Raw genomic sequence first — 22,364 nt, 5'->3', positions numbered from 1 at the left:
GCCCCGCCCTCGCCGGCCGCCAGCCCCCGTCTGCTGGCCCTGCGCCGACAGATCGATGCCATCGACCGCCAACTGCTGGCACTGCTCAACGAACGCGCCCGCATCGCCGAAGCCGTCGGCGAGGTCAAACGGGCCGAGGGCTCGCCCTTCTTCCGGCCCGACCGCGTGGCGCAGGTCATCGCCAACATCGAAGCGGCCAACCCTGGGCCGCTGCGCAACCAGCATGTGGCCGCCATATGGCGCGAGATCATGTCGGCCTGCCTGGCGCTGGAGGCCCCGCTGCGGGTCGCGGTGCTGGGCCCCGAGGGTACCTTCTGCGAACAGGCGGCGATCGATTACTTCGGCAGCGCCGCCGACCTGATTTACTGCCCCAGCTTCGATGAGGTGTTCCACGCCACTGCGGCGGGCACCGCGCAGTTTGGGGTCGTCGGCGTGGAAAACTCCACCGAAGGGGTGGTGGCGCGCTCGCTGGACCTGTTCCTGCGCTCGCCGGTGCACATCGTGGGCGAAATCAGCCTGCTGGTGCGGCACAACCTGCTGCGCCAGACCCCCAGCCTGGACGGCATCGAGGTGGTGATGGCCCATCCGCAGGCGCTGGCGCAGTGCCAGGGCTGGCTGTCCACGCACCTGCCGCACGCCGAGCGCCGCGCCGTGGCCAGCAACGCCGAGGGGGCGCGGCTGGCCACGACGAACCCCGCCTGGGCCGCCATCGCCAGCGAACGGGCCGCCGCCCAGTACGCGCTGCACATCGTGGCGCATGCCATCCAGGACGAGGCCTACAACCGCACGCGCTTTGCGGTGATCTGCCTGCCGCAAACCATGGCCACCCCCCCGGCCAGCGGGCGCGACTGCACCAGCCTGGTGGTGTCGGTCCCCAACCGCCCGGGGGCAGTGCACGATCTGCTGCGCCCGCTCAAGGCGCACGGCGTGTCGATGACGCGCTTCGAGTCCCGCCCGGCCAAATCCGGCCAGTGGGAGTACTACTTCTACATCGACCTCGCCGGGCACCCGTCCCAGCCCCATGTGGCCGCCGCCCTGCAAGAACTGCAAGGCCTGTGCGCCTTCTACAAGATGCTGGGCGCCTATCCGGTGTCGGAGTGAGGGGGCGATGAGCACGCCCTCCCCCACCGCGGTTGACCGCGACACGCCCGCGGCGCCGCCCCGATTCGAGCAACTGGGCGTGATTGGCTGCGGGCTGATGGGCGGCTCGTTCGCCCTGGCCCTCAAGGCCGCCGGATTGGTGCAGCGGGTGGTGGGCTATGCCCGCTCGCCGCAGACACTGGCTCGCGCCCGTACGCTGGGCGTGATCGACGTCGAAGCGCCCTCGGCGCTGCTGGCTGCCTCCGGTGCCGACCTGGTGCTGGTGTCGGTGCCGGTCGCCGCGACGGGCGAGACGCTGCGGGCCATCCGCCCCCTGATCGGCCCGGACACCCTGGTCATGGATGTGGGCTCGACCAAAGGCGATGTGGTGGCGGCCGCGCGCCAGGCGCTGGCCGACCGGCTGGGCCAGTTCGTGCCCGCACACCCGATCGCTGGCAAGGAGCGCGCCGGCGTAGAGCATGCCAGCGCGGATCTGTACCGCGGCTGCCAAGTGATCCTGACCCCACTGGCCGAGACCGCCCCCGCCCTGACCGCGCGCGCCCAGGCGCTGTGGCAGGCCCTGGGGGCGCGCGTGCGCACCATGACGCCGGAGGCGCACGACGCCGCCTATGCCGCCGTCAGCCACTTGCCGCACCTGCTGGCCTTCGCCGCCGTGCGGGCGCTGGCGGGGCAGCCCCGCGCGGCGGATTTCCTGGGACTGGCCGGGCCGGGCTTTCGCGACTTCACCCGCATCGCCGCGAGCGACCCGGACGTCTGGCGCGACATTCTGCTCGCCAACGCCGCCCAGGTGCGGGTGCAGGCCCGGCACTTCCGCGCGGCGCTGGACACGTTCGAAGCCGCCCTGGACGCGGGCGACGCGCACACTCTGCGCGAGCTGATCGCCGAGGCCAGCCGCATCCGCACCCAATGGGCCGCCGGCGCCTACGCCGCCACGCCCCCGTCATCCGATCCCCCATGTATCGCACCGCCTTCCTCGACATCCCCCCGCTGACGCGCGCCGCCGGCAGCGTGCGGCTGCCCGGCTCCAAGAGCATCTCCAACCGCGTGCTGCTGCTGGCCGCGCTGTGCGACGGCGTGACGGTGATCGAGGATCTGCTCGACTCGGACGACACGCGGGTGATGCTGGAGGCCCTCGCGACGCTGGGCTGCGGGCTGGAGCGACTCGGGCCCACCAGGGTGCGCGTGCGCGGCCTGGCCGGCCGGCTGCACGTGCGCGAGGCGCGCCTGTTTCTGGGCAATGCGGGCACGGCGATGCGGCCGCTGACCGCCGCGCTGACGGTGCTCACCGCCTTGCAGGGGGGGCGTTTCGAACTCTCAGGGGTGCCGCGCATGCACGAGCGCCCGATCGGCGACCTGGTGGACGCCCTGCGCCAATTGGGCGGCACCATCGAGGACCTGGGCCAACCCGGCTATCCGCCGCTGGCGGTCGGCGCCCCCGCCCCGACGCCGTTGCGGCTGGACGCGCCGATCCGGGTGCGCGGCGATGTCTCGAGCCAGTTTCTGACCGCGTTGCTGTTGGCGTTGCCGCTGGCCGCGCAGACGCGCACCGTGACCATCGAGGTGGTGGGGGAGCTGATCTCCAAGCCCTACATCGAGATCACCCTGCGCCTGCTGGCGCGCTTTGGCGTGGACGTGCAGCGCGAGGGCTGGTCCCGCTTCACGATTCCCGCCGGGGCACGCTACACCACGCCGGGGCGCATCCATGTCGAGGGCGACGCCTCGTCGGCCAGCTACTTCGTCGCCCTGGGGGCGATTGCCGCCACCGACGCCCCCGTCACCATCGAAGGCGTTGGGCTGGATTCCATCCAGGGGGACATCCGCTTCGTCGAGGCCGCCCAGGCCATGGGCGCCCACGTCGAGGGCGAAGCCAACCGCCTGCATGTGCGCCGCGGTGCCTGGCCGCTGCGCGCGCTGGATCTGGACTGCAACCACATCCCCGACGCCGCCATGACGCTGGCGGTGATGGCGCTGTACGCCGACGGCCCGACGACGCTGCGCCACATCGGCAGTTGGCGCGTGAAGGAGACGGACCGCATCGCCGCCATGGCCGCCGAACTGCGCCAACTGGGCGCCACGGTGGACGAAGGCCCCGACTGGCTGCGGGTGCACCCGCTGGGCGCGGACGGACGCGGCTGGCGGGCCGCCGCCATCCACACTTACGACGACCACCGCATGGCCATGTGTGCGTCGCTGGCGGCCTTCAATCCTGCGCGGGTGCCGGTGCGCATCCTGGACCCGCAGTGCGTCGGCAAGACCTTCCCCGATTATTTCGAGACGCTGTGGTCGGTGGTGGAAGCGGCGCCGGCCGATATTCCGGTGATCTGCATCGACGGCCCCACCGCCTCGGGCAAGGGGACGCTGGCCGCCGCGGTGGCCCAGCGCCTGGGCTACCACGTGCTGGACTCCGGCGCCCTGTATCGGGTGGTCGGGCTGGCCGCCGAACGGGTCGGTCTGCCCACGGACGAGGCGGCGCTGGCCGACCCCGCGCTGGCGCAGCGCCTGGGAGCGTTGGCCGAGCGGCTGCCGGTGCGCTTTGCCGACGGGCGCATCTGGCTGGCGGGGGACGATGTCACCGACGCGGTGCGCAGCGAAGCGGCGGGCATGGCGGCGTCGCGGGTGTCGGCCGTGCCGGCCGTGCGCGCCGGCCTGCTGGCGCTGCAGCGGGGGTTCCGGCGCCTGCCCGGTCTGGTGGCCGACGGGCGCGACATGGGCACGGTGGTCTTTCCGGATGCGCCGCTGAAGGTCTTTCTGACGGCCAGCGCCGCCACGCGCGCCCGGCGCCGCTACGAGCAGTTGATTTCGCGCGGTGAAACTGCTAGCATTGACGGTCTTTTGGCCGACTTGGAGGCACGGGATGCGCGCGATCGATCGCGCGCAGCCGCGCCGCTCAAGCCCGCCGAAGATGCGCTTGCCCTCGACAACTCGGAGCAGACCATCGAGCAATCGGTGGATACCGTGCTGGCGTGGTGGCAGCGCAGCCGGCCGTTCGGTGGCTGAGGGCGTCCGCCTCGGCCCGACGGCCGGTCTTGCAGGGCCCCGAGGGCGCAGCCGGATGGCATGTCCGCACGCCGGAGGGTTCGACAACCCACCACCCGACGCCCGTTCGGGTGACAACCCAACCGCCGCCGGTCCCGGACGACCGCGGCACCCAGGAATCTGCATGTCTGAATCGTTTGCCGCCCTGTTCGAAGAGTCGCTCAAGCGCGCCGAGATGCGCGCCGGCGAAGTCATCACCGCCGAGGTGGTGCGCATCGACCACAACCACGTGGTCGTCAACGCAGGGCTGAAGTCCGAGGCCTACATTCCCCTGAGCGAGTTCAAGAACGATCAGGGCGAACTCGAGGTCCAAGTCGGTGATTTCGTCGCCGTCGCGGTCGAAGCCGTCGAAAACGGCTACGGCGACACCATTCTGTCGCGTGACAAGGCCAAGCGCCTGGCCTCGTGGATGGCGCTCGAGAAGGCGCTGGAGTCGGGCGAATTCGTCACCGGCACCACCACCGTCAAGGTCAAGGGTGGCCTCAAGGTCATGGTCAACGGCATCAGCGCGTTCCTGCCGGGCTCGCTGGTCGACACCCGACCCGTCAAGGATCTGACGCCTTACGAGGGCAAGACCATGGAGTTCAAGGTCATCAAGCTCGACCGCAAGCGCAACAACGTCGTGCTCAGCCGCCGCGCCGTCATCGAGGCCAGCATGGGCGAAGAGCGCGCCAAGCTGCTCGAGACCCTCAAGGAAGGCGCCATCGTCACCGGCGTGGTCAAGAACATCACCGAGTATGGTGCGTTCGTCGACCTGGGCGGCATCGACGGCCTGCTGCACATCACCGACATGGCCTGGCGCCGCGTGCGCCACCCGAACGAGGTGGTGCAAGTCGGCCAGGAAGTCACGGCCAAGGTGCTGAAGTTCGACCCCGAGCGCCAGCGCGTCAGCCTGGGCCTCAAGCAGATGGGCGACGACCCGTGGCTGGGCGTGGCGCGCCGCTACCCGGCCGGCACGCGCCTGTTCGGCAAGGTCACCAACATCGCCGACTACGGCGCCTTCGTCGAGCTGGAGCCCGGCATCGAGGGTCTGGTGCACGTCTCCGAGATGGACTGGACCAACAAGAACGTCGCGCCCAACAAGATCGTGTCCATCGGCGACGAGGTCGAGATCATGGTGCTGGACATCGACGAGGACAAGCGGCGCATCAGCCTGGGCATGAAGCAGTGCAAGCCCAACCCGTGGCAGGAGTTCGCCGACACCCACAAGCGCGGCGACAAGGTCAAGGGCCCGATCAAGTCGATCACCGATTTTGGCGTGTTCGTTGGCCTGGAGTCGGGCATCGACGGTCTGGTGCACCTGTCCGACCTGTCCTGGAACGAGCCGGGCGAGACCGCCGTGCGCAACTACAAGAAGGGCCAGGAAGTCGAAGCCGTCGTGCTGGGCGTGGACGTCGAGCGCGAGCGCATCAGCCTGGGCATCAAGCAGCTCGACGCCGATCCGTTCACGACCTTCGTGTCCATCCACGACAAGGGTGCGACGGTCACCGGCACGGTCAAGAGCGTCGATGCCAAGGGCGCCGAAATCGACCTGGGTCAGGACATCGTCGGCTATCTGCGCGCCAGCGAGATTTCGCGTGACCGCGTCGAGGACGCCCGCAACGTGCTCAAGGTGGGCGACGAGGTGACGGCCGTCATCGTCAACGTCGATCGCAAGAACCGTGGCATCCAGCTCTCGATCAAGGCCAAGGACGCCGCCGACCAGCAGGAAGCCATGGCCAACCTGAGCCAGACCTCCGGCAACGCCGGCACCACCAACCTGGGCGCGCTGCTGCGCGCCAAGCTGGACGGCCAAAACGGCTGATCCCGCACCGCCCGGCCCGGGACGCCCCGGGCCGCGCGCTCCACAGCCCGGCCGGGGTCGCCCCGCCGGGCTTTTTTCATGGGGGCCGCCGTGGACTGGCCGCCTGCCGCACGCCGGCTTTGCTGGGCATAATGGCGGCATGAACCGCAGCGATCTGTTCGATGCCCTGGCCGAGCGTTACCCGCATTTGACCGCATCCGATGCGGAGGCCGCGGTCAAAACCTTGCTGGAATCCATGACGGAGAGCCTGGTGGCCGGGCAGCGCATCGAAATCCGCGGTTTCGGCAGCTTCTCGGTCGGCGAGCGCGCCGCGCGGCAGGCGCGCAATCCCCGCACGGGCGAGCAGGTCGACGTCCCCCCGAAGCGGATGGTGCACTTCAAGCCCGGCAAAGCCCTGCGGGAAGCCGTCGACGCGCCGCAGCGGGGGGCGGCATGAGGGTGCTGGGCTGGCTGCTCAAGGCGGCGGTGTTCCTGCTCATCTTCGCGCTGGCGATCAACAACCAGGCCCCGGTGCGCGTGCACGGGCTGTTCGGGGCACAGTGGGAGGCCCCGCTGGTGCTGGTGCTGCTGCTCGTCCTGTTTGCCGGTGTGCTGCTGGGCATGGCGGTGATGGCGCCGCTGTGGTGGCGCGCGCGAAGAACGGCCCGCCAGAGCAGCGCGGCCACCGCCCCCGCGTCGCCCGCGACCGCGCCCGCGCTGGAAGAGCCGCCCCATGGGGTTTGACCTCTCGTGGCTGCTGTGGGCGCTGCCCGTGGCGTTCGCGCTGGGCTGGCTGGCCTCGCGCTTCGATCTGCGGCAGTGGCGGCTGGAGAGCCGTCAGGCACCGCGGGCCTATTTCCGCGGCCTCAACCACCTGCTCAACGAGCAGCAGGACCAGGCCATCGATGCCTTCATCGAGGCGGTGCGGCACGACCCGGATGCGGCGGAGTTGCACTTTGCGCTCGGCGGGCTGTTTCGCCGCCGGGGTGACTACGACCGGGCGGTGCGGGTGCATGAGCATCTGCTGGCCCGCGCCGACCTGCCGCCGCGCGAGCGCGAACGGGCGCAGCACGCGCTGGCGTTCGACTTCCTGAAAGCGGGCTTGCTGGACCGGGCCGAGGCGGCCTTCACCGCCCTGCTCGGCACGCGCTACGACACCGACGCCAAGGTTGCTTTGCTGGGCATCCACGAGCGTTCGCGCGACTGGGCCCGCGCGGCCGAGATGGCGCAGGCGCTGGAAGGCAGCGACCGTGGGAGCTTTCGCCTGCGTCTGGCGCACCACCGCTGCGAGCAGGCGGCCGCTCTGCACCGCCAGGGGCACACGACCGAGGCGCTGGCGCTGCTGGAGTCGCTGGTCCACCAGGTGCCGCAGTCGGCGCGGGCATGGGCGGCGCTGGCCGATCTGCGCCAGTCGCTCGGGCATGTGGATGGCGGTCTGGCGGCGCTGGAGGCCTTGGCCGACCATTGCCCGGAGCACGTTCCGCTGATCGCGCACAGCCTGGCGCAGTGGTCCCTGATGGCGGGCACGCCCGAGCGGGCACGCAGCCGGCTGGCCGACTGGGCGCAAGCGCATGCGCCATCGCTGGACGTCACGCAGGCGCTGGCCACGCTGGACCCGGATGCGACGACGGCACGCCAGCGCTACATCGCCCATCTGCGTCAGGAGCCGTCCCTGGTCGCGGCCACCTTGTGGCTGGCCGGGGTGCCGCTCGGCACCGCCGACGAAGAGCCGCTGGTCCGGCGGGCGCTGGAGCGCGCCGGCGAACCCCTCAAGCGCTACCGCTGCGCAGCCTGCGGATTCGAGTCGCGCCAGTACTTCTGGCACTGCCCTGGCTGCCAGGGTTGGGACACCTACCCCCCCCGCCGCGTGGAAGAGCTGTGACCCGCTGGCGCCGTCAGCCCACCACGGCAGCCTCGAGCACACCCTCGTCGGCGATGCGGTAGAGCCGGCCCAGGCGGTCCAGCGGCTCGATGGCACCGGCGCGGACCAGGGCGCTGATTTCGCGGCTAACGGTTTCGAGCTTGAGGTCCATCATGGCGCCCATGTCCTCGCGCGAGAACAGCGTCACCACGCTCGGGTCGGTGGCGTGGCGCATCTTCAGGATGAAATTGGCCACGCGCTGGCGCGCCGTGCCGAAGTTGAGCGAGGCAAGCCAGTCGTCCGCCTCCTTGAGCGCCTGCTGCCACTTTTGTAACAGCCGCCAGTGCAGACGCGGGGAGTTCTGCGCCAAGCGGTGGACGACGTCGGTGGGAATGCGGCACAACGACGCCTCGGTCAGCGCCGTGGCCTCGCTGTCGTAACGGCTGGTCGCCAGTGCCTCCAGGCCAACCACATCGCCTGGTCGCAGCACGCGCAGCACGCGCTGGCGCCCGTCGGGCGTGCTGCGCACCAGCTTGACCAAGCCGCTGCGCAAGGTAAAGACGCCAAACGCCGCCTCGCCCTCGTGGTAGAGGGACTGTCCCGCCGCAAATACCAAGTCGTCGATGGGCGCGTGGATGAGGTTGAAATCCTGCTCGTTGAGGTCGGCAAACAGCACCATGTCGCGAACGCCACACGTCTTGCAGTCGGCCGTGCCCCGCCACGCGGATTCGGTCTTGATCGGAATCATGGGCGAATTCTCGCCCGAGCCGCCGTCGCGCGGTGGCCGCCGTTCAGGACACCCGGGGTGCGTACTCGCCTTTTTCGTACCGCTGGCGCATGGCGTCCAGGCTGTAAACCTTGCCGATGCGGCTGGCCATGCCGGCGCTGCCGAAGGCCTCGTAGCGCGCCTGGCAAATGGCCTTCATCGCCTGGGTCGCGGCCTTGAAGAATTTGCGCGGGTCGAAATTTTTGCGGTCTTCGGCCAGGTGTTTGCGGATCGCCCCGGTGGCGGCCATGCGCAGGTCGGTGTCGATGTTGACCTTGCGCACACCATGCTTGATGCCCTCGACGATCTCCTCGACCGGCACGCCGTAGGTGGTGCCCATGTCGCCGCCGTAGGTGTTGATGATGGCCAGCCAGTCCTCCGGCACGCTGGAGCTGCCGTGCATCACCAGGTGGACGTTCGGGATGCGGGCGTGGATGGCCTTGACCCGGTCGATGCGCAGCACTTTGCCGGTGGGCTTCTGCGTGAACTTGTAAGCGCCGTGGCTGGTGCCGATGGCGATCGCCAGCGCATCGACCTGGGTCTTCTGCACGAAGTCGGCCGCCTCGTCCGGATCGGTCAGCAGCATCGAGTGGTCGAGTTCGCCCTCGGCGCCGTGGCCGTCCTCTTCGCCGGCCTTGCCGGTCTCGAGGCTGCCCAGGCAGCCCAGCTCACCCTCCACCGACACGCCGCAGGCGTGCGCGATGTCGGCCACCTGGCGTGTGACGCGCACGTTGTACTCGTAGCTGGCGGGGGTCTTGCCGTCCTCCAGCAGGCTGCCGTCCATCATCACCGAGCTGAAGCCCGACTGGATCGAGCGCATGCACACGCCCGGCGAGGCGCCGTGGTCCTGGTGCATGCAAATCGGGATGTGCGGGTACGCCTCGACCGCCGCGGCAACCAGGTGGCGCAGGAACGGCTCCCCGGCGTAGGAACGCGCCCCCGCCGAGCCTTGCAGGATGACCGGGCTGTCCACCGCGTCGGCCGCCTGCATGATGGCATGGATCTGCTCCATGTTGTTGACGTTGAAAGCCGGCAGGCCGTAGCCGTGCTCGGCGGCATGGTCCAGCAGTTGGCGCAGTGTGATCAATGACATAGCGTTGCTCCTCGGGGAAAAAGCAGGTCAGCCGCGCGCGCGGCGTTGCAGGATTTCGAAGGCCGGCAGCGTCTTGCCTTCCAGCACCTCCAGGAAGGCGCCGCCCCCGGTGGAGATGTAGCCCACATCCTTCTCGATGCCATACTTGGCGATCGCCGCCAGCGTGTCGCCGCCACCGGCGATCGAAAACGCCCGCGAGCGCGCAATCGCCTGCGCCAGGGTGCGTGTGCCATTCTCGAACGCGGCGAATTCGAACACACCCACGGGGCCGTTCCAGACGATGGTGCCTGCGCTTTCCAGCAGCGCGGCCAACTGCGCGGCGGTCTGCGGGCCGATGTCGAGGATCATGTCGCCCTCGCCGACCTCGGCGGCGGGCTTGACGGTGGCCGGCGCATCGGCCTTGAACTCCGGCGCCACCACCACGTCGACCGGGATCGGCACCTCGGCGCCGCGCGCCTTCATCGCTGCGATGACGGCCTTGGCCTCGCCGACCAGATCGGGCTCGGCCAGGCTCTTGCCAACCGGCAGGCCCGCGGCCAGCATGAAGGTGTTGGCGATGCCGCCGCCGACGATGAGGCGGTCGACTTTTTGCGCCAGCGACTGCAGGATGGTCAGCTTGGTGGAAACCTTGGAGCCGGCGACGATGGCCACCAGCGGGCGCGCCGGCTGTTCCAACGCGCGCGTGATGGCGTCGATCTCGGCTGCCAGCAGCGGTCCGGCGCAGGCCACCGGCGCGTACTCGGCGATGCCGTAGGTGCTGGCCTCGGCGCGGTGCGCGGTGCCAAAGGCGTCGTGCACGAAGATGTCGCACAGGGCCGCCATCTTGCGCGCCAGCTCAGGGCTGTTTTTCTTCTCGCCTTGGTTGAGGCGGCAGTTTTCCAGCAGCACCACCTGGCCAGGCGCCACCGTGAAGCCGACATCGACCCAGCGCTGGATCAGCGGCACCGGCTGGCCGAGCAGCTCGCTGAGGCGAGCGGCCACCGGCGCAAGCGTGTCCTCGGGCTTGGGCTGACCCTCGGTCGGGCGGCCCAAGTGCGAGGTCACCATGACGCCAGCGCCGGCCTCCAGGGCCATGCGGATCGCCGGCACGGAGGCGCGGATGCGGGTGTCCTCGGAGATGCACGCCACGCCCTCCTCGAAGGCCAGCGGCACATTCAGATCGGCGCGGATGAAAACGCGCTTGCCCTGGGCTTGGCCCTGGGCGCACAGATCGGCAAAGCGGATGAAGTCCATCGGTTCGGCTCCGGCTCCAGCGGGCCCGGCGCATGCCGGGGCCTTGGGCATCCTGTCGTCGGGAGGGTTCGGCGTGGCAAACCTCACAGCGAGCGGCCGGCCACGCGCGCCATCTCCAGGCACTTGTTGGAGTAGCCCCACTCGTTGTCGTACCAGGCGACCAGCTTGACGAAGGTCGGGTCGAGCTGGATGCCGGCCTCGGCGTCGAACACGCTGGTGCAGACCTCGCCGCGGAAGTCGGTGGCCACCACCTTGTCCTCGGTGTAGCCGAGCACGCCGGCTAGGCCACCCTCGGCCACCGGCTTGGCCGCCATCGCCTTCATCGCCGCACAGATCTCGTCGTAGGTGGCGGGCTTTTCGAGCTCGCAGGTCAGGTCCACCACCGAGACGTCGCTGGTCGGCACACGGAAGGCCATGCCGGTCAGCTTCTTGTTCAGGCTCGGGATGACCTTGCCGACCGCCTTGGCCGCACCGGTGGAGCTGGGGATGATGTTCTCCAGGATGCCGCGGCCACCGCGCCAATCCTTGTTGGAGGGGCCGTCCACCGTCTTCTGCGTTGCGGTGGCGGCGTGCACCGTGGTCATCAGGCCGCGCTTGATGCCCCACTGGTCGTGCACCACCTTGGCCAGCGGCGCCAGGCAGTTGGTGGTGCAGCTGGCGTTGGAGATGATGTCCTGGCCGGCGTAGCTGCCGTGGTTGACGCCGTAGACGAACATCGGCGTGTCGTCTTTGCTGGGCGCGCTCATGATGACGCGCTTGGCGCCGGCCTGCAGGTGCTTGCGCGCGCCGGCGTCGTCGAGGAAGATGCCGGTGGACTCGATCACCACGTCGGCGCCGACGTCACCCCAGCGCAGATTGGCCGGGTCGCGCTCGGCGGTCAGGCGGATGCGCCGGCCGTTGACCACCAGGGTGTTGCCCTCCACCGCGATGTCGCCCTGAAAGCGGCCGTGCACGCTGTCGTACTTCAGCATGTAGGCAAGGTAGTCCGGCTCCAGCAGGTCGTTGATGCCGGCGATCTCGATGTCGCCCTGGAAGTTGCGCAGCGCGGCGCGAAACACCATGCGGCCGATGCGGCCGAAACCGTTGATGCCGACGCGAATGGTCATGGGTGCTTACTCCTCGTGGTTCTTATGGAAAGCCCGGTTCCAATGGGAAATGGGGTGAAAGGGGATCAACCGCTGACCGCGGCGGCGGCCGCCTGCAGCGTGGCCGGCATCAGCGCGCCGAAGTCCGCGATCACGCGGTCGGGCGCGCAAGCCTCGATGGGCTCGCCCATGTTGTAGCCGTACGGCACGCACCAGACGGCGATGCCGGCATGGCGCGCGGTGGCCACGTCGATCGACGAGTCGCCCACCAGCAGCGCGCGGCTGCGGTCCACCCCGTAGCGCAACAGGCTGTCGGCCACGGCCAGCGGGTTGGGCTTCTTGACGGGCAGTACGTCGCCGCTGATGACGCGGTCGAACAGCCCGGTGAGCGCGTGCGCCTGCAGCACGCGGGCGGTGTAGCGCGCCTCCTTGTTGGTGACGACGACCAGGCGCACGCTGGCGGCGCGCAGCGCTTGCAGCGCCTCCACCACCCGCGGGTAGGGGTGGCTGCGGGTGCCGCAGCGCGCCTCGTAGTGGCGCTGAAACACCGCCTCCGCCGCCGCGAAGCCCGGATCGCCGCGCACGGCGTCGGCGCTGCGGCCCTGGCGCGCGGCCAGCGCCTGCACCAGCAACTCGCGCGTGCCGTGGCCGATCCAGCGCGTCACCTGCTCCAGCGTGGCCGGCTGCAGCCCTAGCTCGGTCAGGGTGTCGTTGACGGCATCGGCGATCTCCGGCGCGGTCTCGACCAGCGTGCCGTCCAGGTCGAACAGCATCAGGTCGAACGGCAGCGCGGTGCGTGCCGGCGCGCTCACGCCAGCACCTCGCGCACGGCCTGCGCCACCTTGGCCGGGGTCAGACCGAAGTACTCATACAGCGCCGGTGCCGGGGCCGACTCGCCAAAGCGGTCGATGCCGACCACGCGGCCGCGGCGGCCGACGTATTTGTGCCAGAAGTCCGGATGCGCCGCCTCCACCGCCACTGCCGGCAGCGCCGGGGGCAGCACGGCATCTTGATAAGCGGCATCTTGGCGATCGAACACCGTGGTGCTCGGCATCGAGACGACGCGCGTCGGGATGCCTTCGGCGGCCAGCAGCTCCTGAGCCTTCAGGGCGATCGCGACTTCCGAACCGGTGGCGACGATCACCGCGCGCGCGCCGTCCATGTCCTTCAGCACGTAACCGCCGCGCGCGGCGCCGTCGGCATGCGCGCGCTGCGTCACCACCGGAAGGTTCTGGCGCGACAGACACAGCGCCGAGGGACCGTCGCGACGCTGCACCGCCGCCGCCCAGGCCACCAGCGTTTCCAAGGCGTCGGCCGGGCGCCAGACGTCCAACTGCGGAATCAGGCGCAGGCTCGGCACGTGCTCCACGCTCTGGTGCGTCGGGCCGTCCTCGCCCAGGCCGATCGAGTCGTGCGTGAACACGTGCACGACGCGCTGCTTCATCAGCGCCGCCATGCGAATGGCGTTGCGGCTGTAGTCGCTAAACGTGAGGAAGGTGCCACCGTACGGCAGGTAGCCGCCGTGCAGGGCGATCCCATTCATCATCGCGGCCATGCCGAATTCGCGCACGCCATAGCTCAGGTGGTTGCCCCAGCGGTCGCGCCCGGCGATAGTGCAGCCCTTGAAATTGGTGAGGTTGGAGCCGGTCAGGTCGGCGCTGCCGCCGAAAAATTCCGGGATCAGCGGCGCCAGCGCATCCAGAGCCAGCTGGCTGGCCTTGCGCGTGGCCACGGCGTCGGTGCGCGCGGCGGCGGCATCCAGCAGCGCTGGCAGGCGCTCGGCCAGCTCGGGCTTGAGCTCCCCGCGCATGCGGCGCTCGAACTCGGCGGCCAGTTCCGGGTGGGCCTCGGCGTAGGCGGCGAAGCGCTGGCGCCAGGCGGCCTCGGCCGCCGCGCCGTGGGCGCGCGCGTCCCACGCGGCACAGATCTCCGCCGGGATGTCGAACGGCGCGTACGGCCAATCGAGCGCGGCGCGCGTGGCGGCGACCTCCGCGGCGCCGAGCGCCGCACCGTGCACGTCGTGCGTGCCGGCCTTGTTCGGCGATCCTTGACCGATCACGGTCTTGCAGCAGATCAGCGTGGGCTTGCCGTCCGGGCGGCGCGCCTGCGCCTTGGCCAGCCGGATCGCGGCGTCCACCGCCTCGGCGTCGTGGCCGTCGACGTTGCGAATCACGTGCCAGCCGTAGGCCTCGAAGCGCGTCGGCGTATCGTCGGCGAACCAGCCTTCGACGTGGCCGTCGATCGAGATGCCGTTGTCGTCGTAGAAGGCGATCAGCTTGGGCAGGCGCAGCGTGCCGGCCAGCGAGCAGACCTCGTGGCTGATGCCCTCCATCATGCAGCCGTCGCCGAGGAACACGTAGGTGTGGTGGTCGACGATGGTGTGGCCGGGGCGGTTGAACTCGGCGGCCAGCAGCTTCTCGGCCAGCGCCATGCCGACCGCGTTGGCGATGCCCTGCCCCAGCGGCCCGGTGGTGGTCTCCACGCCCGGGGTGATGCCGACCTCGGGGTGGCCCGGCGTCCGGCTGTGCAGCTGGCGAAAGGCCTTGAGCTCCTCGATCGGCAGGTCGTAGCCGCTCAGGTGCAGCAGCGCGTAGATCAGCATCGAGCCGTGGCCGTTGGACAGCACGAAGCGGTCGCGGTCGGCCCAGGCCGGGTTGGCCGGGTTGTGCTTGAGATGGCGGCTCCACAGCACCTCGGCGATCTCGGCCATGCCCATCGGGGCGCCGGGGTGGCCGCTCTTGGCCTGCTCGACGGCGTCCACCGCCAGCATACGGATCGCGTTGGCCATACGGCGGGCCAGCTCCGGCGTCGGGGCGGCGCGCTCGGGAAGGTCGCTCAGCTTCATGTCAGGTCGTGCTTGGCTCTGGTCGAAGGGGCGGGCGCGGGGCCGTCAGGCCAGGCCCAGCGCGCGCTTGCGCCGGTCCATCATGCGCCAGATGAAGGGGGTGAAGATCAGCTGCATCGCCAGCTCCATCTTGCCGCCGGGCACGACGATGGTGTTGGCCCGACTCATCCAGGAGCCGTCGATCATCGACAGCAGGTAGGGGAAGTCGATGCCCTTGGGCTTGGCGAAGCGGATGACGACCATGCTCTCGTCGGCGGTGGGGATGTCGCGCGCGATAAAAGGGTTGGAGGTGTCGACGACCGGCACGCGCTGAAAGTTGACATGCGTCACCGCGAACTGCGGGCAGATGTAGTTGACGTATTCCGGCATGCGGCGCAGGATGGTGTCGACCACCGCCTCCTGGCTGTAGCGGCGCTGCGTCTTGTCGCGGATCAGCTTTTGGATCCACTCCAGGTTGATCGACGGCGCCACGCCGATCAGCAGGTCCGGATACTGCGCGACGTTGACCTTGTCGGTGACGACGGCGCCGTGCAGACCCTCGTAGAACAGCATGTCGGTGTCCTCGGGCAGGTCCTCCCACGGCGTGAAGGTGCCAGGCTCCTGGCTGTACGGGGCGGCTTCCTCCTCGTTGTGCAGGTACTTGCGGCTGCGGCCGCGGCCGGACTCGGCGTAGGTCTTGAAGAGGTTTTCCAGTTCCTCGAACAGGTTGGCCTCGGGCCCGAAGTGGCTGAAGTGGCGGTTGCCCTTGGCCTCCTCTTCCGCCATGCGCTGGCGCATCTCCTTGCGGTCGTAGCGGTGGAAGCTGTCGCCCTCAATGATGGCAGCCTTGACTCCCTCGCGACGGAAGATGTTCTGGAAGGTCCGCGTCACGGTGGAGGTGCCGGCGCCGGAGGAGCCGGTGATGGCGATGATTGGATGCTTCTCGGACATGGCAAGGGTTCTCCTCGGGTCGTATGCGAATCCGGTGACCGGCGCTCGGCCTTAGTCGCGAAACAGCGAGCGCTCGCCAAACAGCGGGTTGTCGTCCTTCAGCGGCGTCGGCTCGCGGTGGTAGCGCTCGATGCGCTCGACCTCGTTCTTGCTGCCGAACACCAGGCCGATGCGCTGGTGCAGCGAAGTCGGCTGCACGGTCAGGATGGGTTCGCGCCCGGTGCTGGCACGCCCGCCGGCTTGCTCCATGATGAAGCCCACGGGATTGGCCTCGTACAGCAGGCGCAACCGGCCCGGTTTGGACGGATCCTTGGTGTCGCGGGGGTAGAGGAAGACGCCGCCGCGCATCAGGATGCGGTGCGCCTCGGCCACCATGCTGGCGATCCAGCGCATGTTGAAATCCTTGCCGCGCGGGCCGGTCTTGCCGGCCAGGCACTCATCGACATAGCGCTTGACCGGCGGCTCCCAGAAGCGGCTGTTGGAAGCGTTGATCGCAAATTCCTGCGTATCCTCCGGCACGCGAATGTCCGGGTGCGAGAGGAGGAATTCACCGAGGTTGGGGTCGAGCGTAAAGCCATGCACGCCGGTGCCCACTGTCAGCACCAGCATCGTCGAAGGGCCGTAGAGCGCGTAGCCGGCGGCCAGCTGCTGGCAGCCGGGTTGCAGGAAGTCCGCCGCCGTCACGTCACGGCCGCTGTCGATGACATCCTGCGGCGCACGCAGGATCGAGAAGATGCTGCCGACCGAGACGTTGACGTCGATGTTGCTGGAGCCGTCCAGCGGGTCGAACACCAGCAGGTACTTGCCGCGCGGATAGATGGACGGAATGTTGTGAGGCTCGTCCATCTCCTCGCTGGCCATGCCGGCCAGGTGACCGCCCCACTCGTTGGCGCGCACGAACAGCTCGTTGCTAATGACGTCGAGCTTTTTCTGCTCCTCGCCCTGCACGTTGATCGAGCCGGACTGCGCGCCCAGCACGCCGCCCAGCGCGCCGAAGGCAACGCTGCGCGCGATCGCCTTGCACGCCAGCGCCACGTCCAGCACCAGGGCATTGAAGTCGCCGCTGGCGCTGGGGAAACGGCGGCGCTGCTCGATCAGGAACTGGGTGAGCGTGGTACGTCGAGACAGGGGCATGGGGGCACTCTCGGGTGTCGGATGACGCGGAAAGACAGGACGCTTGCGGAACGCTCGGCGCACTCAGGCCGCCGCGGCCGGCTGGGCGAGTGTGGCGGCGTGCCATGACTGCAGATCGGCCAGCGTCACCCCCGCCAGCGAGGGCAAAACGCGCAGCGCATCCGCAAAATCGTGGTGCGCCGTGAAGGTGTTGGGGGTGACCACGGTAGCCAGCCCAGCGGTGTTGGCGGCTTGCAGGCCGTTGGCCGAGTCCTCGAAGGCCAGGCAGCGCTGGGCCGGCAGCCCCAGGCGCTGCAGCGTCTGGCGGTAGACCTGCGGGTCGGGCTTTTTGCGCGGTGCGGTGGAGGCATCTTCCACCACCGCGAAGGTTTGCCGCCAGTCCGGCCCGATCGCGGCGCGCAGCAGGGCCGCGATGTTGACCGGCGAGGTCGTGGTGGCGATCGCCAGCTTCAGCCCGGCGGTGCGAGCCGCTTCGATGAGGGCGAGCACGCCGGGGCGCACTTGCACCGCACCGTCGAGCACCGCCTGTTCGTAGACGGCGGTCTTGACCTCATGCAGCCGATCGATGAGGGCCTGCAGGGCCGTGCCATCGATGTCCTGCACCTGCGGGTGCACCAGTTGCCAATAGTGGCGCAGGCGCTCCTTGCCGCCGGAGACGGTGAGCAACTCGGTGTAGAGCGCCTCATCCCAGCGCCAGTCCAGCCCCTCGGCCGCGAAGGCCGCGTTGAAGGCCGCCAGATGGGCATGCTCGGTATCGGCGAGCGTGCCGTCGACGTCGAAGATGAGCGCAGACAGCATGGGAAACCTCCGTGCCACCGGCAGACCCCGACGGGTCGCGCTTCCGGTGTCTGGGATCAACTATAAGTATCCAATTACATAAGGTAAATTCACGGTTGTTTTATTTTTGATTCAGAGAATACTTAACGTCATGCGCAACGCCACCTTCCGCCAGCTCCGCGTGTTTGCCGAGGTAGCCAAGCACCTGAGCTTTGCCCGCGCGGCGGAGTCACTGCACCTCACGCCCCCGGCCGTGACCATGCAGATCAAGGAGTTGGAGGGGCACGTCGGCCTACCGCTGTTCGAGCGCCAGGGGCGGCGCGTGTCGTTGACCACAGCCGGCGAATACATGCTGGTCTATGCCCGCAAGGTGCTGGCGACACTCAAGGACGCCGAGGACGCCGCCGCGCGCCTGCAGCGGCTGGAGACAGGCACGCTCACCATCGGCTTGCTGAGCACGGCAACGTACTTCGTACCGGCGCTGCTGGCCGAATTCACCCGCGAACACACGGGACTGGATGTGCGTCTGGCCATCGGGAACCGCGAGCAGCTCGTGCAGATGCTGCGCAACGCCGAGGTCGACATCGCCATCATGGGCCGCCCCCCCAACGAGTTGAATGTGCGGGCCGAGCCGTTTGGCGCCCATCCCCACATCTTCGTCGCCCCCATCGACCACCCGCTGCTGCGCATCGGGCATCCAACGGTGCAGTCGCTGCTGCCCTACGGCTTCATCGCGCGCGAGCACGGCTCCGGCACGCGGGCGGTGTTCGATGGTTTCTTCGAGCGGCACCGGCAGGAGCTCCGCATCGTGATGGAACTGCCCGGCAACGAGGCCGTCAAGCAAGCGGTGATGGCGGGGCTGGGGCTGAGCCTGCTGTCGCTGCACACCCTGCGCGTGGAGTTGCAGCACGGGCTCATCGCCAGGCTAGACGTTGAGGGCACGCCCGTGGTGCGCGCCTGGCATGTGGTGCACACGCTGGCCAAGCTGCTGTCGCCCGCGGCGGAGGCGTTTCGGTACTTCGTGTTGGAGCAGGGCGAACGCTTTTTGGCCGAGCGCTACGGCGCACTGCTGCCGCTGGAGCCCGCGGGCTGAAGCCGCCACGCTGCGACGCTGAGGGCGGCGCGAGGCATACGACCCGATGCTCCAACACAGGGGCGCGGCAAAAGCGAACAGCGCGCCCAGCGGCGTGGCGCCAAAGTCGCCCTCCAGCGCCAACAGCCCGGCACCCACTGCCCCCAGCGCCAGCCCGGCCCAGCTCGTGCCTGGCACGCGCTCGCCGCCCAGGCGCGTCCACAACGCCAGCCACATGGGCATGGTCGTGACCACCGTGGCCATGAGGCCGGAGCCTATCCCCTGATGCTGCGCGAGCACGACCAGGGCCATGGCGGCAAACGCCATCAGGATGCCGATCAGGGCGCAGCCGACCCATTCGCGCCGGGTTGGCCACGCCTGCCCGCGCCACTGCGCCAGCGCCAGCATCACCGCCCCAGCGATGAGGAAGCGCGCCCCGTCATGAGGACCGGCTGCAGCGTGCGCATGGCCACCCCCAGGGCATAGTAGGTGGTGCCCCAGACGATGTAGACGACGGACAGGGCGGCGAGCGGGCGCCAACGGCCCGCTGGAAGACTGGAAAACGTTTGCATGATCGGTTTCCTGATCGGATAATTTCCGGCCATCGACGGCCGAACCGTATTTTGACCGACAAACGACCGCCATGCAAGCAAACATTCAGCTCGACGACATCGACATCGGAATTCTTACGGCCTTGAGCGCAGACAGCCGTCGTTCTTATGCCGATGTGGCCAACGAGGTGGGCCTATCCACCGCCGCGGTCCACGAGCGGGTGCGCAAGATGGTCGAGCGCGGGGTGATCGAACGTTTTTCGCTGCGCATCGACCCGCAGCGGCTAGGGCTGCACTTCACGGCCTTCGTCGCGATCCGCAACGACGGCGGGGTCCACTGCCGGGAGGTGGCCCCGCGCCTGCGCGAGATGCCCGAGGTGCTGGAACTGCACAGCGTGGCAGGGGAGTACGACTTCGTCGCCAAGATCCGCACCACACACGCCCGGGCGCTGGAAGACCTGCTCTACCAAATCAAGGCGATTCCGGGTGTGGCCCGCACCACGAGCACCGTGGTGCTCAACACCGAGTTCGAGGACCGGCCGCTGCGCCGGCCGGCCGCGCCACCGGCGACGGGGAGTTGACCTCTAACATTGCCAACCGCGGCCCCGGCGCCGACGGGCGGCCGTCGGCACCGCCGCATCACGCCAGGCCGCGGCGTTGGCGCCACAGGCGCGCCTGGGCGGCGGCGTCGGCCGCCCGACGCAACACGACAACACCCGGCGGCAACCGGCGCGGGTCGCGGGCCGCCCCGGCCCCGCCGATCCACAGTTCCACCGGCGCCGCCAGCCCCTCGCGCAACTGCACCACGGTGTCGATGACATCGCGCCGACTGGCGTAGTCGCTGTAGCTGAGGGCGACCACGTCGGCCCCCGTCCGCGCGCTGGCGTCGATGATCTCGGCCACCGGCGTGCACACCCCCAGCGGCAGGCGGTCGCAGCCTTCCAGGGCCAGAAAGCACTCCGCCATCAGCAACCCAAGTTGATGCTGCTCCCCCGCAGCCGTGGTCAGCAGCACGCGCGGCGGCCGCGGACCGGCAGGGTTGGTCTCGTCGGTGCGGGCGATGGCCTCGCGCAGCGTGGCTTGCACCGCCTCGGTGAACAGGTGCTCCTGGTACACCGCAATCTCGCCGCGCAGCCAAGCGTGGCCAACCGCCACACACAGCGGGGCAACCACCGCCTCGACGGTCTGGGCGAGCCCGCGCACGCGCACCGACTCGCGCAACGCCTCGCGCAGCCGCAGGGTCTGGTCGTGGCGCAACCACGCCATCCAAGGCGCCAGCTCGTCCACGCCCGGGCCGCTCAGCACGCCATCGTCGTCGGGTGACCGCTTCAGCACGACCGAACCCTGCCCCACCGCGGACACCGCCAAGGCCTCCAGAGCCTCGCGCGGCAGGCCCACCACCCGACCGGGGCGGTGGCCGGCGTCCAGCAACCGACGAATCAGGCGCAGTCGGCCTAACTGATCGGCATCGTAGAGCCGGTCGCCACGCTCATCCCGCCGCGGCACGGGAAAGCCGTAGCGACGCTCCCATACGCGCAAAGTGTCCTTGCCGATGCCCGTTTCACGCTCCACATCGGCGATGGCCCACAGGGCCACCGGCACACCGGCGGAGGGCGAAGGGGACAAGGAGGCAACATCCATGGCGGGAACCTGCACATGCACAAAGAGTCCATGCAGCATACAATGGGTTTTGTCTAGGACAAAACAGCGTGTGGGTCCGCTCCCGCGCAGGAGGTTGCAGATGAAGGTCGCCATCGTCGGATCGGGCATTTCGGGCCTGGCGGTCGCGCACCGCCTGCGCCACCAGGCTCATGTCACCCTGTTCGAGGCCAACGACTACTTCGGCGGGCACACGCACACGGTGGACGTGACCCTGCCCGATGCGCAGGGCCGACCGGTCACCCACGGCGTGGACACGGGCTTTCTGGTGTTCAACGAGCGCACCTATCCGAACCTGATCGCGCTGCTGGCGGAGCTGGGCGTGCCGACGGCGCCGTCGGACATGTCGTTTTCGGTGCAGGTGCCGGCCGGCGCGCGCGGCCCAGCCCTCGAATGGGGCGGCGCGTCGCTGGCTACCCTGTTTGCGCAGCGGCGCAACTGGGCGCGCCCTCGGTTTTGGGGGATGCTGGCCGATCTGCTGCGCTTCAACCGCCTATGCACCCGGCTGGCCGAACGGGGACGCGACACCGATCTGCAGCAGCCGCTTGGGGAGTTTTTGCAGGCGCACGGATTTGGCGCAGCGTTTCGCGACTGGTATTTTTTGCCGATGATCGGCTGCATCTGGAGCTGCCCGACCGACCAGATGCTGCGCTTTCCCGTGGCCACGATGATTCGCTTCTGCCACAACCATGGGCTGTTGCAGGTCAACGACCGGCCACAGTGGCACACCGTCGCCGGGGGCGCGCGGCAGTATGTGGAGCGCATCGTCGCACGCATCCCGGACGCCCGGCGCGCCACGCCCGTGCGTCGCATCGAGCGGGACGTGGCCGGCGCCACGGTGTTCACCGACGCGGGGGCCGAGCGCTTTGATGAGGTCGTGATCGCCACCCACAGCGACCAGGCGCTGGCGCTGCTGGCCCACCCCAGCGTCCAAGAACGGGCGGTGCTGGGTGCCATCCGCTACCAGCCCAACCGCGCCGTGCTGCACACCGACACTGCGGTGCTGCCACGGCGGCGGGCCGTCTGGTCGGCCTGGAACTACGAGCGCGCCCCCGACGCGCAGCGCGAGTCATCGCAGGTCTGCTTGCATTACTGGCTGAACGTGCTGCAGCCCTTGCCCTTCGCCCAGCCCGTGGTGGAGTCGCTCAACCCCGTGCGGCCGATCGCGGCCGAGCGCATACTGGCCGAGTTCGAATACCACCACCCGGTATTTGACGGCCCCGCGATCGCCGCGCAACGCGCCGTGCCGCGCCTGCAGGGGCATTGGCACACCTGGTACTGCGGTGCGTGGACCGGCTACGGCTTCCACGAGGACGGCCTGAAGGCCGGGCTGGCCGTGGCAGACGCGCTGCAGGCCCGGCTGCTCGCACAGAGGGCGGCCGCCTGAACCGGCTGCGCCCGAGGACGATCCGATGCCCGCGATGCCGGCCCCCCCCAC

At 69.4% G+C, this 22,364-nt stretch carries 21 protein-coding genes and 1 pseudogene; 10 read left to right on the top strand and 12 right to left on the bottom strand.

All coding sequences use genetic code 11. The features are described from left to right. The 7 genes from pheA to lapB all read left to right on the top strand — a co-directional run. Positions 1-1,101, top strand: a 1,101-nt coding sequence (pheA, locus tag V7026_RS06365; protein ID WP_334154527.1) for a prephenate dehydratase, incomplete at its 5' end; no start/stop codon positions are given. 7 nt (positions 1,102-1,108) lie between these two features. Next, positions 1,109-2,092, top strand: a complete 984-nt coding sequence (locus tag V7026_RS06360; RefSeq protein WP_334154526.1) for a prephenate dehydrogenase — start codon at positions 1,109-1,111, stop codon at positions 2,090-2,092. Then, on the top strand, positions 2,056-4,098 hold the full coding sequence (locus V7026_RS06355) for a bifunctional 3-phosphoshikimate 1-carboxyvinyltransferase/cytidylate kinase (protein WP_334154525.1): 2,043 nt from the start codon (positions 2,056-2,058) through the stop codon (positions 4,096-4,098). The genes V7026_RS06360 and V7026_RS06355 overlap by 37 nt, the downstream gene beginning before the upstream one ends. 163 nt (positions 4,099-4,261) lie before the next feature. After that, positions 4,262-5,941 (top strand): 30S ribosomal protein S1, encoded by a 1,680-nt coding sequence (gene rpsA / locus V7026_RS06350; protein ID WP_334154524.1) that lies wholly within the window; start codon positions 4,262-4,264, stop codon positions 5,939-5,941. 139 nt (positions 5,942-6,080) lie between these two features. Continuing rightward, positions 6,081-6,377 carry an integration host factor subunit beta gene (locus tag V7026_RS06345; RefSeq protein WP_334154523.1) on the top strand — a complete coding sequence of 99 codons (297 nt, stop codon included), beginning with the start codon at positions 6,081-6,083 and terminating at the stop codon, positions 6,375-6,377. Then, positions 6,374-6,664, top strand: coding sequence for a lipopolysaccharide assembly protein LapA domain-containing protein (locus tag V7026_RS06340; protein WP_334154522.1), 291 nt, complete (start codon positions 6,374-6,376; stop codon positions 6,662-6,664). The genes V7026_RS06345 and V7026_RS06340 overlap by 4 nt, the downstream gene beginning before the upstream one ends. Further along, positions 6,654-7,802 carry a lipopolysaccharide assembly protein LapB gene (gene lapB, locus V7026_RS06335; protein ID WP_334154521.1) on the top strand — a complete coding sequence of 383 codons (1,149 nt, stop codon included), beginning with the start codon at positions 6,654-6,656 and terminating at the stop codon, positions 7,800-7,802. The genes V7026_RS06340 and lapB overlap by 11 nt, the downstream gene beginning before the upstream one ends. A gap of 13 nt (positions 7,803-7,815) precedes the next feature. On the opposite strand, the gene V7026_RS06330 is transcribed toward lapB, so the two are convergent. From V7026_RS06330 to V7026_RS06290, 9 genes are all read right to left on the bottom strand, one after another. Then, the gene (locus tag V7026_RS06330) at positions 7,816-8,529 is read right to left on the bottom strand and encodes a Crp/Fnr family transcriptional regulator (protein WP_334154520.1); all 714 of its coding nucleotides are present in this window, start codon (positions 8,527-8,529) and stop codon (positions 7,816-7,818) included. Positions 8,530-8,572: 43 nt separating this feature from the next. Next, on the bottom strand, positions 8,573-9,640 hold the full coding sequence (fba, locus tag V7026_RS06325; RefSeq protein ID WP_334154519.1) for a class II fructose-bisphosphate aldolase: 1,068 nt from the start codon (positions 9,638-9,640) through the stop codon (positions 8,573-8,575). Between the two features lie 27 nt (positions 9,641-9,667). Further along, complete coding sequence (locus tag V7026_RS06320) at positions 9,668-10,873, bottom strand: phosphoglycerate kinase (RefSeq protein ID WP_334154518.1); 1,206 nt, start codon at positions 10,871-10,873, stop codon at positions 9,668-9,670. Between the two features lie 83 nt (positions 10,874-10,956). Continuing rightward, positions 10,957-11,979: a type I glyceraldehyde-3-phosphate dehydrogenase gene (gene gap, locus V7026_RS06315; RefSeq protein ID WP_334154517.1), complete on the bottom strand. Its 1,023-nt coding sequence runs from the start codon at positions 11,977-11,979 to the stop codon at positions 10,957-10,959. Positions 11,980-12,044: 65 nt separating this feature from the next. Then, positions 12,045-12,770, bottom strand: a complete 726-nt coding sequence (locus tag V7026_RS06310; protein ID WP_334154516.1) for an HAD-IA family hydrolase — start codon at positions 12,768-12,770, stop codon at positions 12,045-12,047. Next, entirely contained in the window at positions 12,767-14,803 is a 2,037-nt protein-coding gene (tkt, locus tag V7026_RS06305) for a transketolase (RefSeq protein ID WP_334154515.1), read from the bottom strand. The genes V7026_RS06310 and tkt overlap by 4 nt, the downstream gene beginning before the upstream one ends. Positions 14,804-14,848: 45 nt before the next feature. Beyond that, complete coding sequence (locus V7026_RS06300; protein ID WP_334154514.1) at positions 14,849-15,733, bottom strand: phosphoribulokinase; 885 nt, start codon at positions 15,731-15,733, stop codon at positions 14,849-14,851. A gap of 51 nt (positions 15,734-15,784) precedes the next feature. Then, positions 15,785-16,867: a class 1 fructose-bisphosphatase gene (locus tag V7026_RS06295; RefSeq protein WP_334154513.1), complete on the bottom strand. Its 1,083-nt coding sequence runs from the start codon at positions 16,865-16,867 to the stop codon at positions 15,785-15,787. Between the two features lie 63 nt (positions 16,868-16,930). Further along, on the bottom strand, positions 16,931-17,665 hold the full coding sequence (locus tag V7026_RS06290; protein ID WP_334154512.1) for an HAD-IA family hydrolase: 735 nt from the start codon (positions 17,663-17,665) through the stop codon (positions 16,931-16,933). A 130-nt stretch (positions 17,666-17,795) separates the two neighbouring features. Here V7026_RS06290 and V7026_RS06285 point away from each other — a divergent pair, with 130 nt between their 5' ends. Further along, entirely contained in the window at positions 17,796-18,737 is a 942-nt protein-coding gene (locus V7026_RS06285; protein WP_334154511.1) for a LysR substrate-binding domain-containing protein, read from the top strand. Positions 18,738-18,917: 180 nt separating this feature from the next. On the opposite strand, the pseudogene V7026_RS06280 reads toward V7026_RS06285, so the two are convergent. Next, positions 18,918-19,124 (bottom strand): annotated as a pseudogene (locus V7026_RS06280) (EamA family transporter); the annotation flags it as partial. Further along, a complete protein-coding gene (locus V7026_RS06275; protein ID WP_334154510.1) occupies positions 19,124-19,288 on the bottom strand; it encodes a hypothetical protein in 165 nt (54 codons plus the stop codon). The pseudogene V7026_RS06280 and the gene V7026_RS06275, both read right to left, overlap by 1 nt. A 71-nt stretch (positions 19,289-19,359) precedes the next feature. Between V7026_RS06275 and V7026_RS06270 the strand changes: the two genes are divergently transcribed. Next, positions 19,360-19,848 carry an Lrp/AsnC family transcriptional regulator gene (locus V7026_RS06270; RefSeq protein ID WP_334154509.1) on the top strand — a complete coding sequence of 163 codons (489 nt, stop codon included), beginning with the start codon at positions 19,360-19,362 and terminating at the stop codon, positions 19,846-19,848. 58 nt (positions 19,849-19,906) lie between these two features. Here V7026_RS06270 and V7026_RS06265 read toward each other — a convergent pair whose 3' ends face one another. Next, positions 19,907-20,908 carry a MerR family transcriptional regulator gene (locus tag V7026_RS06265; RefSeq protein ID WP_334154508.1) on the bottom strand — a complete coding sequence of 334 codons (1,002 nt, stop codon included), beginning with the start codon at positions 20,906-20,908 and terminating at the stop codon, positions 19,907-19,909. 100 nt (positions 20,909-21,008) lie between these two features. Between V7026_RS06265 and V7026_RS06260 the strand changes: the two genes are divergently transcribed. Next, the gene (locus V7026_RS06260) at positions 21,009-22,313 is read left to right on the top strand and encodes an NAD(P)/FAD-dependent oxidoreductase (RefSeq protein ID WP_334154507.1); all 1,305 of its coding nucleotides are present in this window, start codon (positions 21,009-21,011) and stop codon (positions 22,311-22,313) included. Positions 22,314-22,364: the final 51 nt, after the last annotated feature.

The sequence above is a fragment of the Tepidimonas sp. genome, from assembly GCF_036825565.1.
In the GTDB taxonomy this organism is placed as follows: Bacteria; Pseudomonadota; Gammaproteobacteria; order Burkholderiales; family Burkholderiaceae_C; genus Tepidimonas.
Note: the sequence above shows the minus strand (reverse complement) of the source record. Positions and strands in the feature narration are given on the sequence as shown.

Coding starts and splice junctions, on each gene's coding strand:
- V7026_RS06360 (WP_334154526.1), top strand. CDS start 1,109: ATGAGCACGCCCTCCCCCACCGCGGTTGACCGCGACACGCCCGCGGCG.
- V7026_RS06355 (WP_334154525.1), top strand. CDS start 2,056: ATGTATCGCACCGCCTTCCTCGACATCCCCCCGCTGACGCGCGCCGCC.
- rpsA (WP_334154524.1), top strand. CDS start 4,262: ATGTCTGAATCGTTTGCCGCCCTGTTCGAAGAGTCGCTCAAGCGCGCC.
- V7026_RS06345 (WP_334154523.1), top strand. CDS start 6,081: ATGAACCGCAGCGATCTGTTCGATGCCCTGGCCGAGCGTTACCCGCAT.
- V7026_RS06340 (WP_334154522.1), top strand. CDS start 6,374: ATGAGGGTGCTGGGCTGGCTGCTCAAGGCGGCGGTGTTCCTGCTCATC.
- lapB (WP_334154521.1), top strand. CDS start 6,654: ATGGGGTTTGACCTCTCGTGGCTGCTGTGGGCGCTGCCCGTGGCGTTC.
- V7026_RS06330 (WP_334154520.1), bottom strand. CDS start 8,529: ATGATTCCGATCAAGACCGAATCCGCGTGGCGGGGCACGGCCGACTGC.
- fba (WP_334154519.1), bottom strand. CDS start 9,640: ATGTCATTGATCACACTGCGCCAACTGCTGGACCATGCCGCCGAGCAC.
- V7026_RS06320 (WP_334154518.1), bottom strand. CDS start 10,873: ATGGACTTCATCCGCTTTGCCGATCTGTGCGCCCAGGGCCAAGCCCAG.
- gap (WP_334154517.1), bottom strand. CDS start 11,979: ATGACCATTCGCGTCGGCATCAACGGTTTCGGCCGCATCGGCCGCATG.
- tkt (WP_334154515.1), bottom strand. CDS start 14,803: ATGAAGCTGAGCGACCTTCCCGAGCGCGCCGCCCCGACGCCGGAGCTG.
- V7026_RS06300 (WP_334154514.1), bottom strand. CDS start 15,733: ATGTCCGAGAAGCATCCAATCATCGCCATCACCGGCTCCTCCGGCGCC.
- V7026_RS06295 (WP_334154513.1), bottom strand. CDS start 16,867: ATGCCCCTGTCTCGACGTACCACGCTCACCCAGTTCCTGATCGAGCAG.
- V7026_RS06290 (WP_334154512.1), bottom strand. CDS start 17,665: ATGCTGTCTGCGCTCATCTTCGACGTCGACGGCACGCTCGCCGATACC.
- V7026_RS06285 (WP_334154511.1), top strand. CDS start 17,796: ATGCGCAACGCCACCTTCCGCCAGCTCCGCGTGTTTGCCGAGGTAGCC.
- V7026_RS06275 (WP_334154510.1), bottom strand. CDS start 19,288: ATGCAAACGTTTTCCAGTCTTCCAGCGGGCCGTTGGCGCCCGCTCGCC.
- V7026_RS06270 (WP_334154509.1), top strand. CDS start 19,360: ATGCAAGCAAACATTCAGCTCGACGACATCGACATCGGAATTCTTACG.
- V7026_RS06265 (WP_334154508.1), bottom strand. CDS start 20,908: ATGGATGTTGCCTCCTTGTCCCCTTCGCCCTCCGCCGGTGTGCCGGTG.
- V7026_RS06260 (WP_334154507.1), top strand. CDS start 21,009: ATGAAGGTCGCCATCGTCGGATCGGGCATTTCGGGCCTGGCGGTCGCG.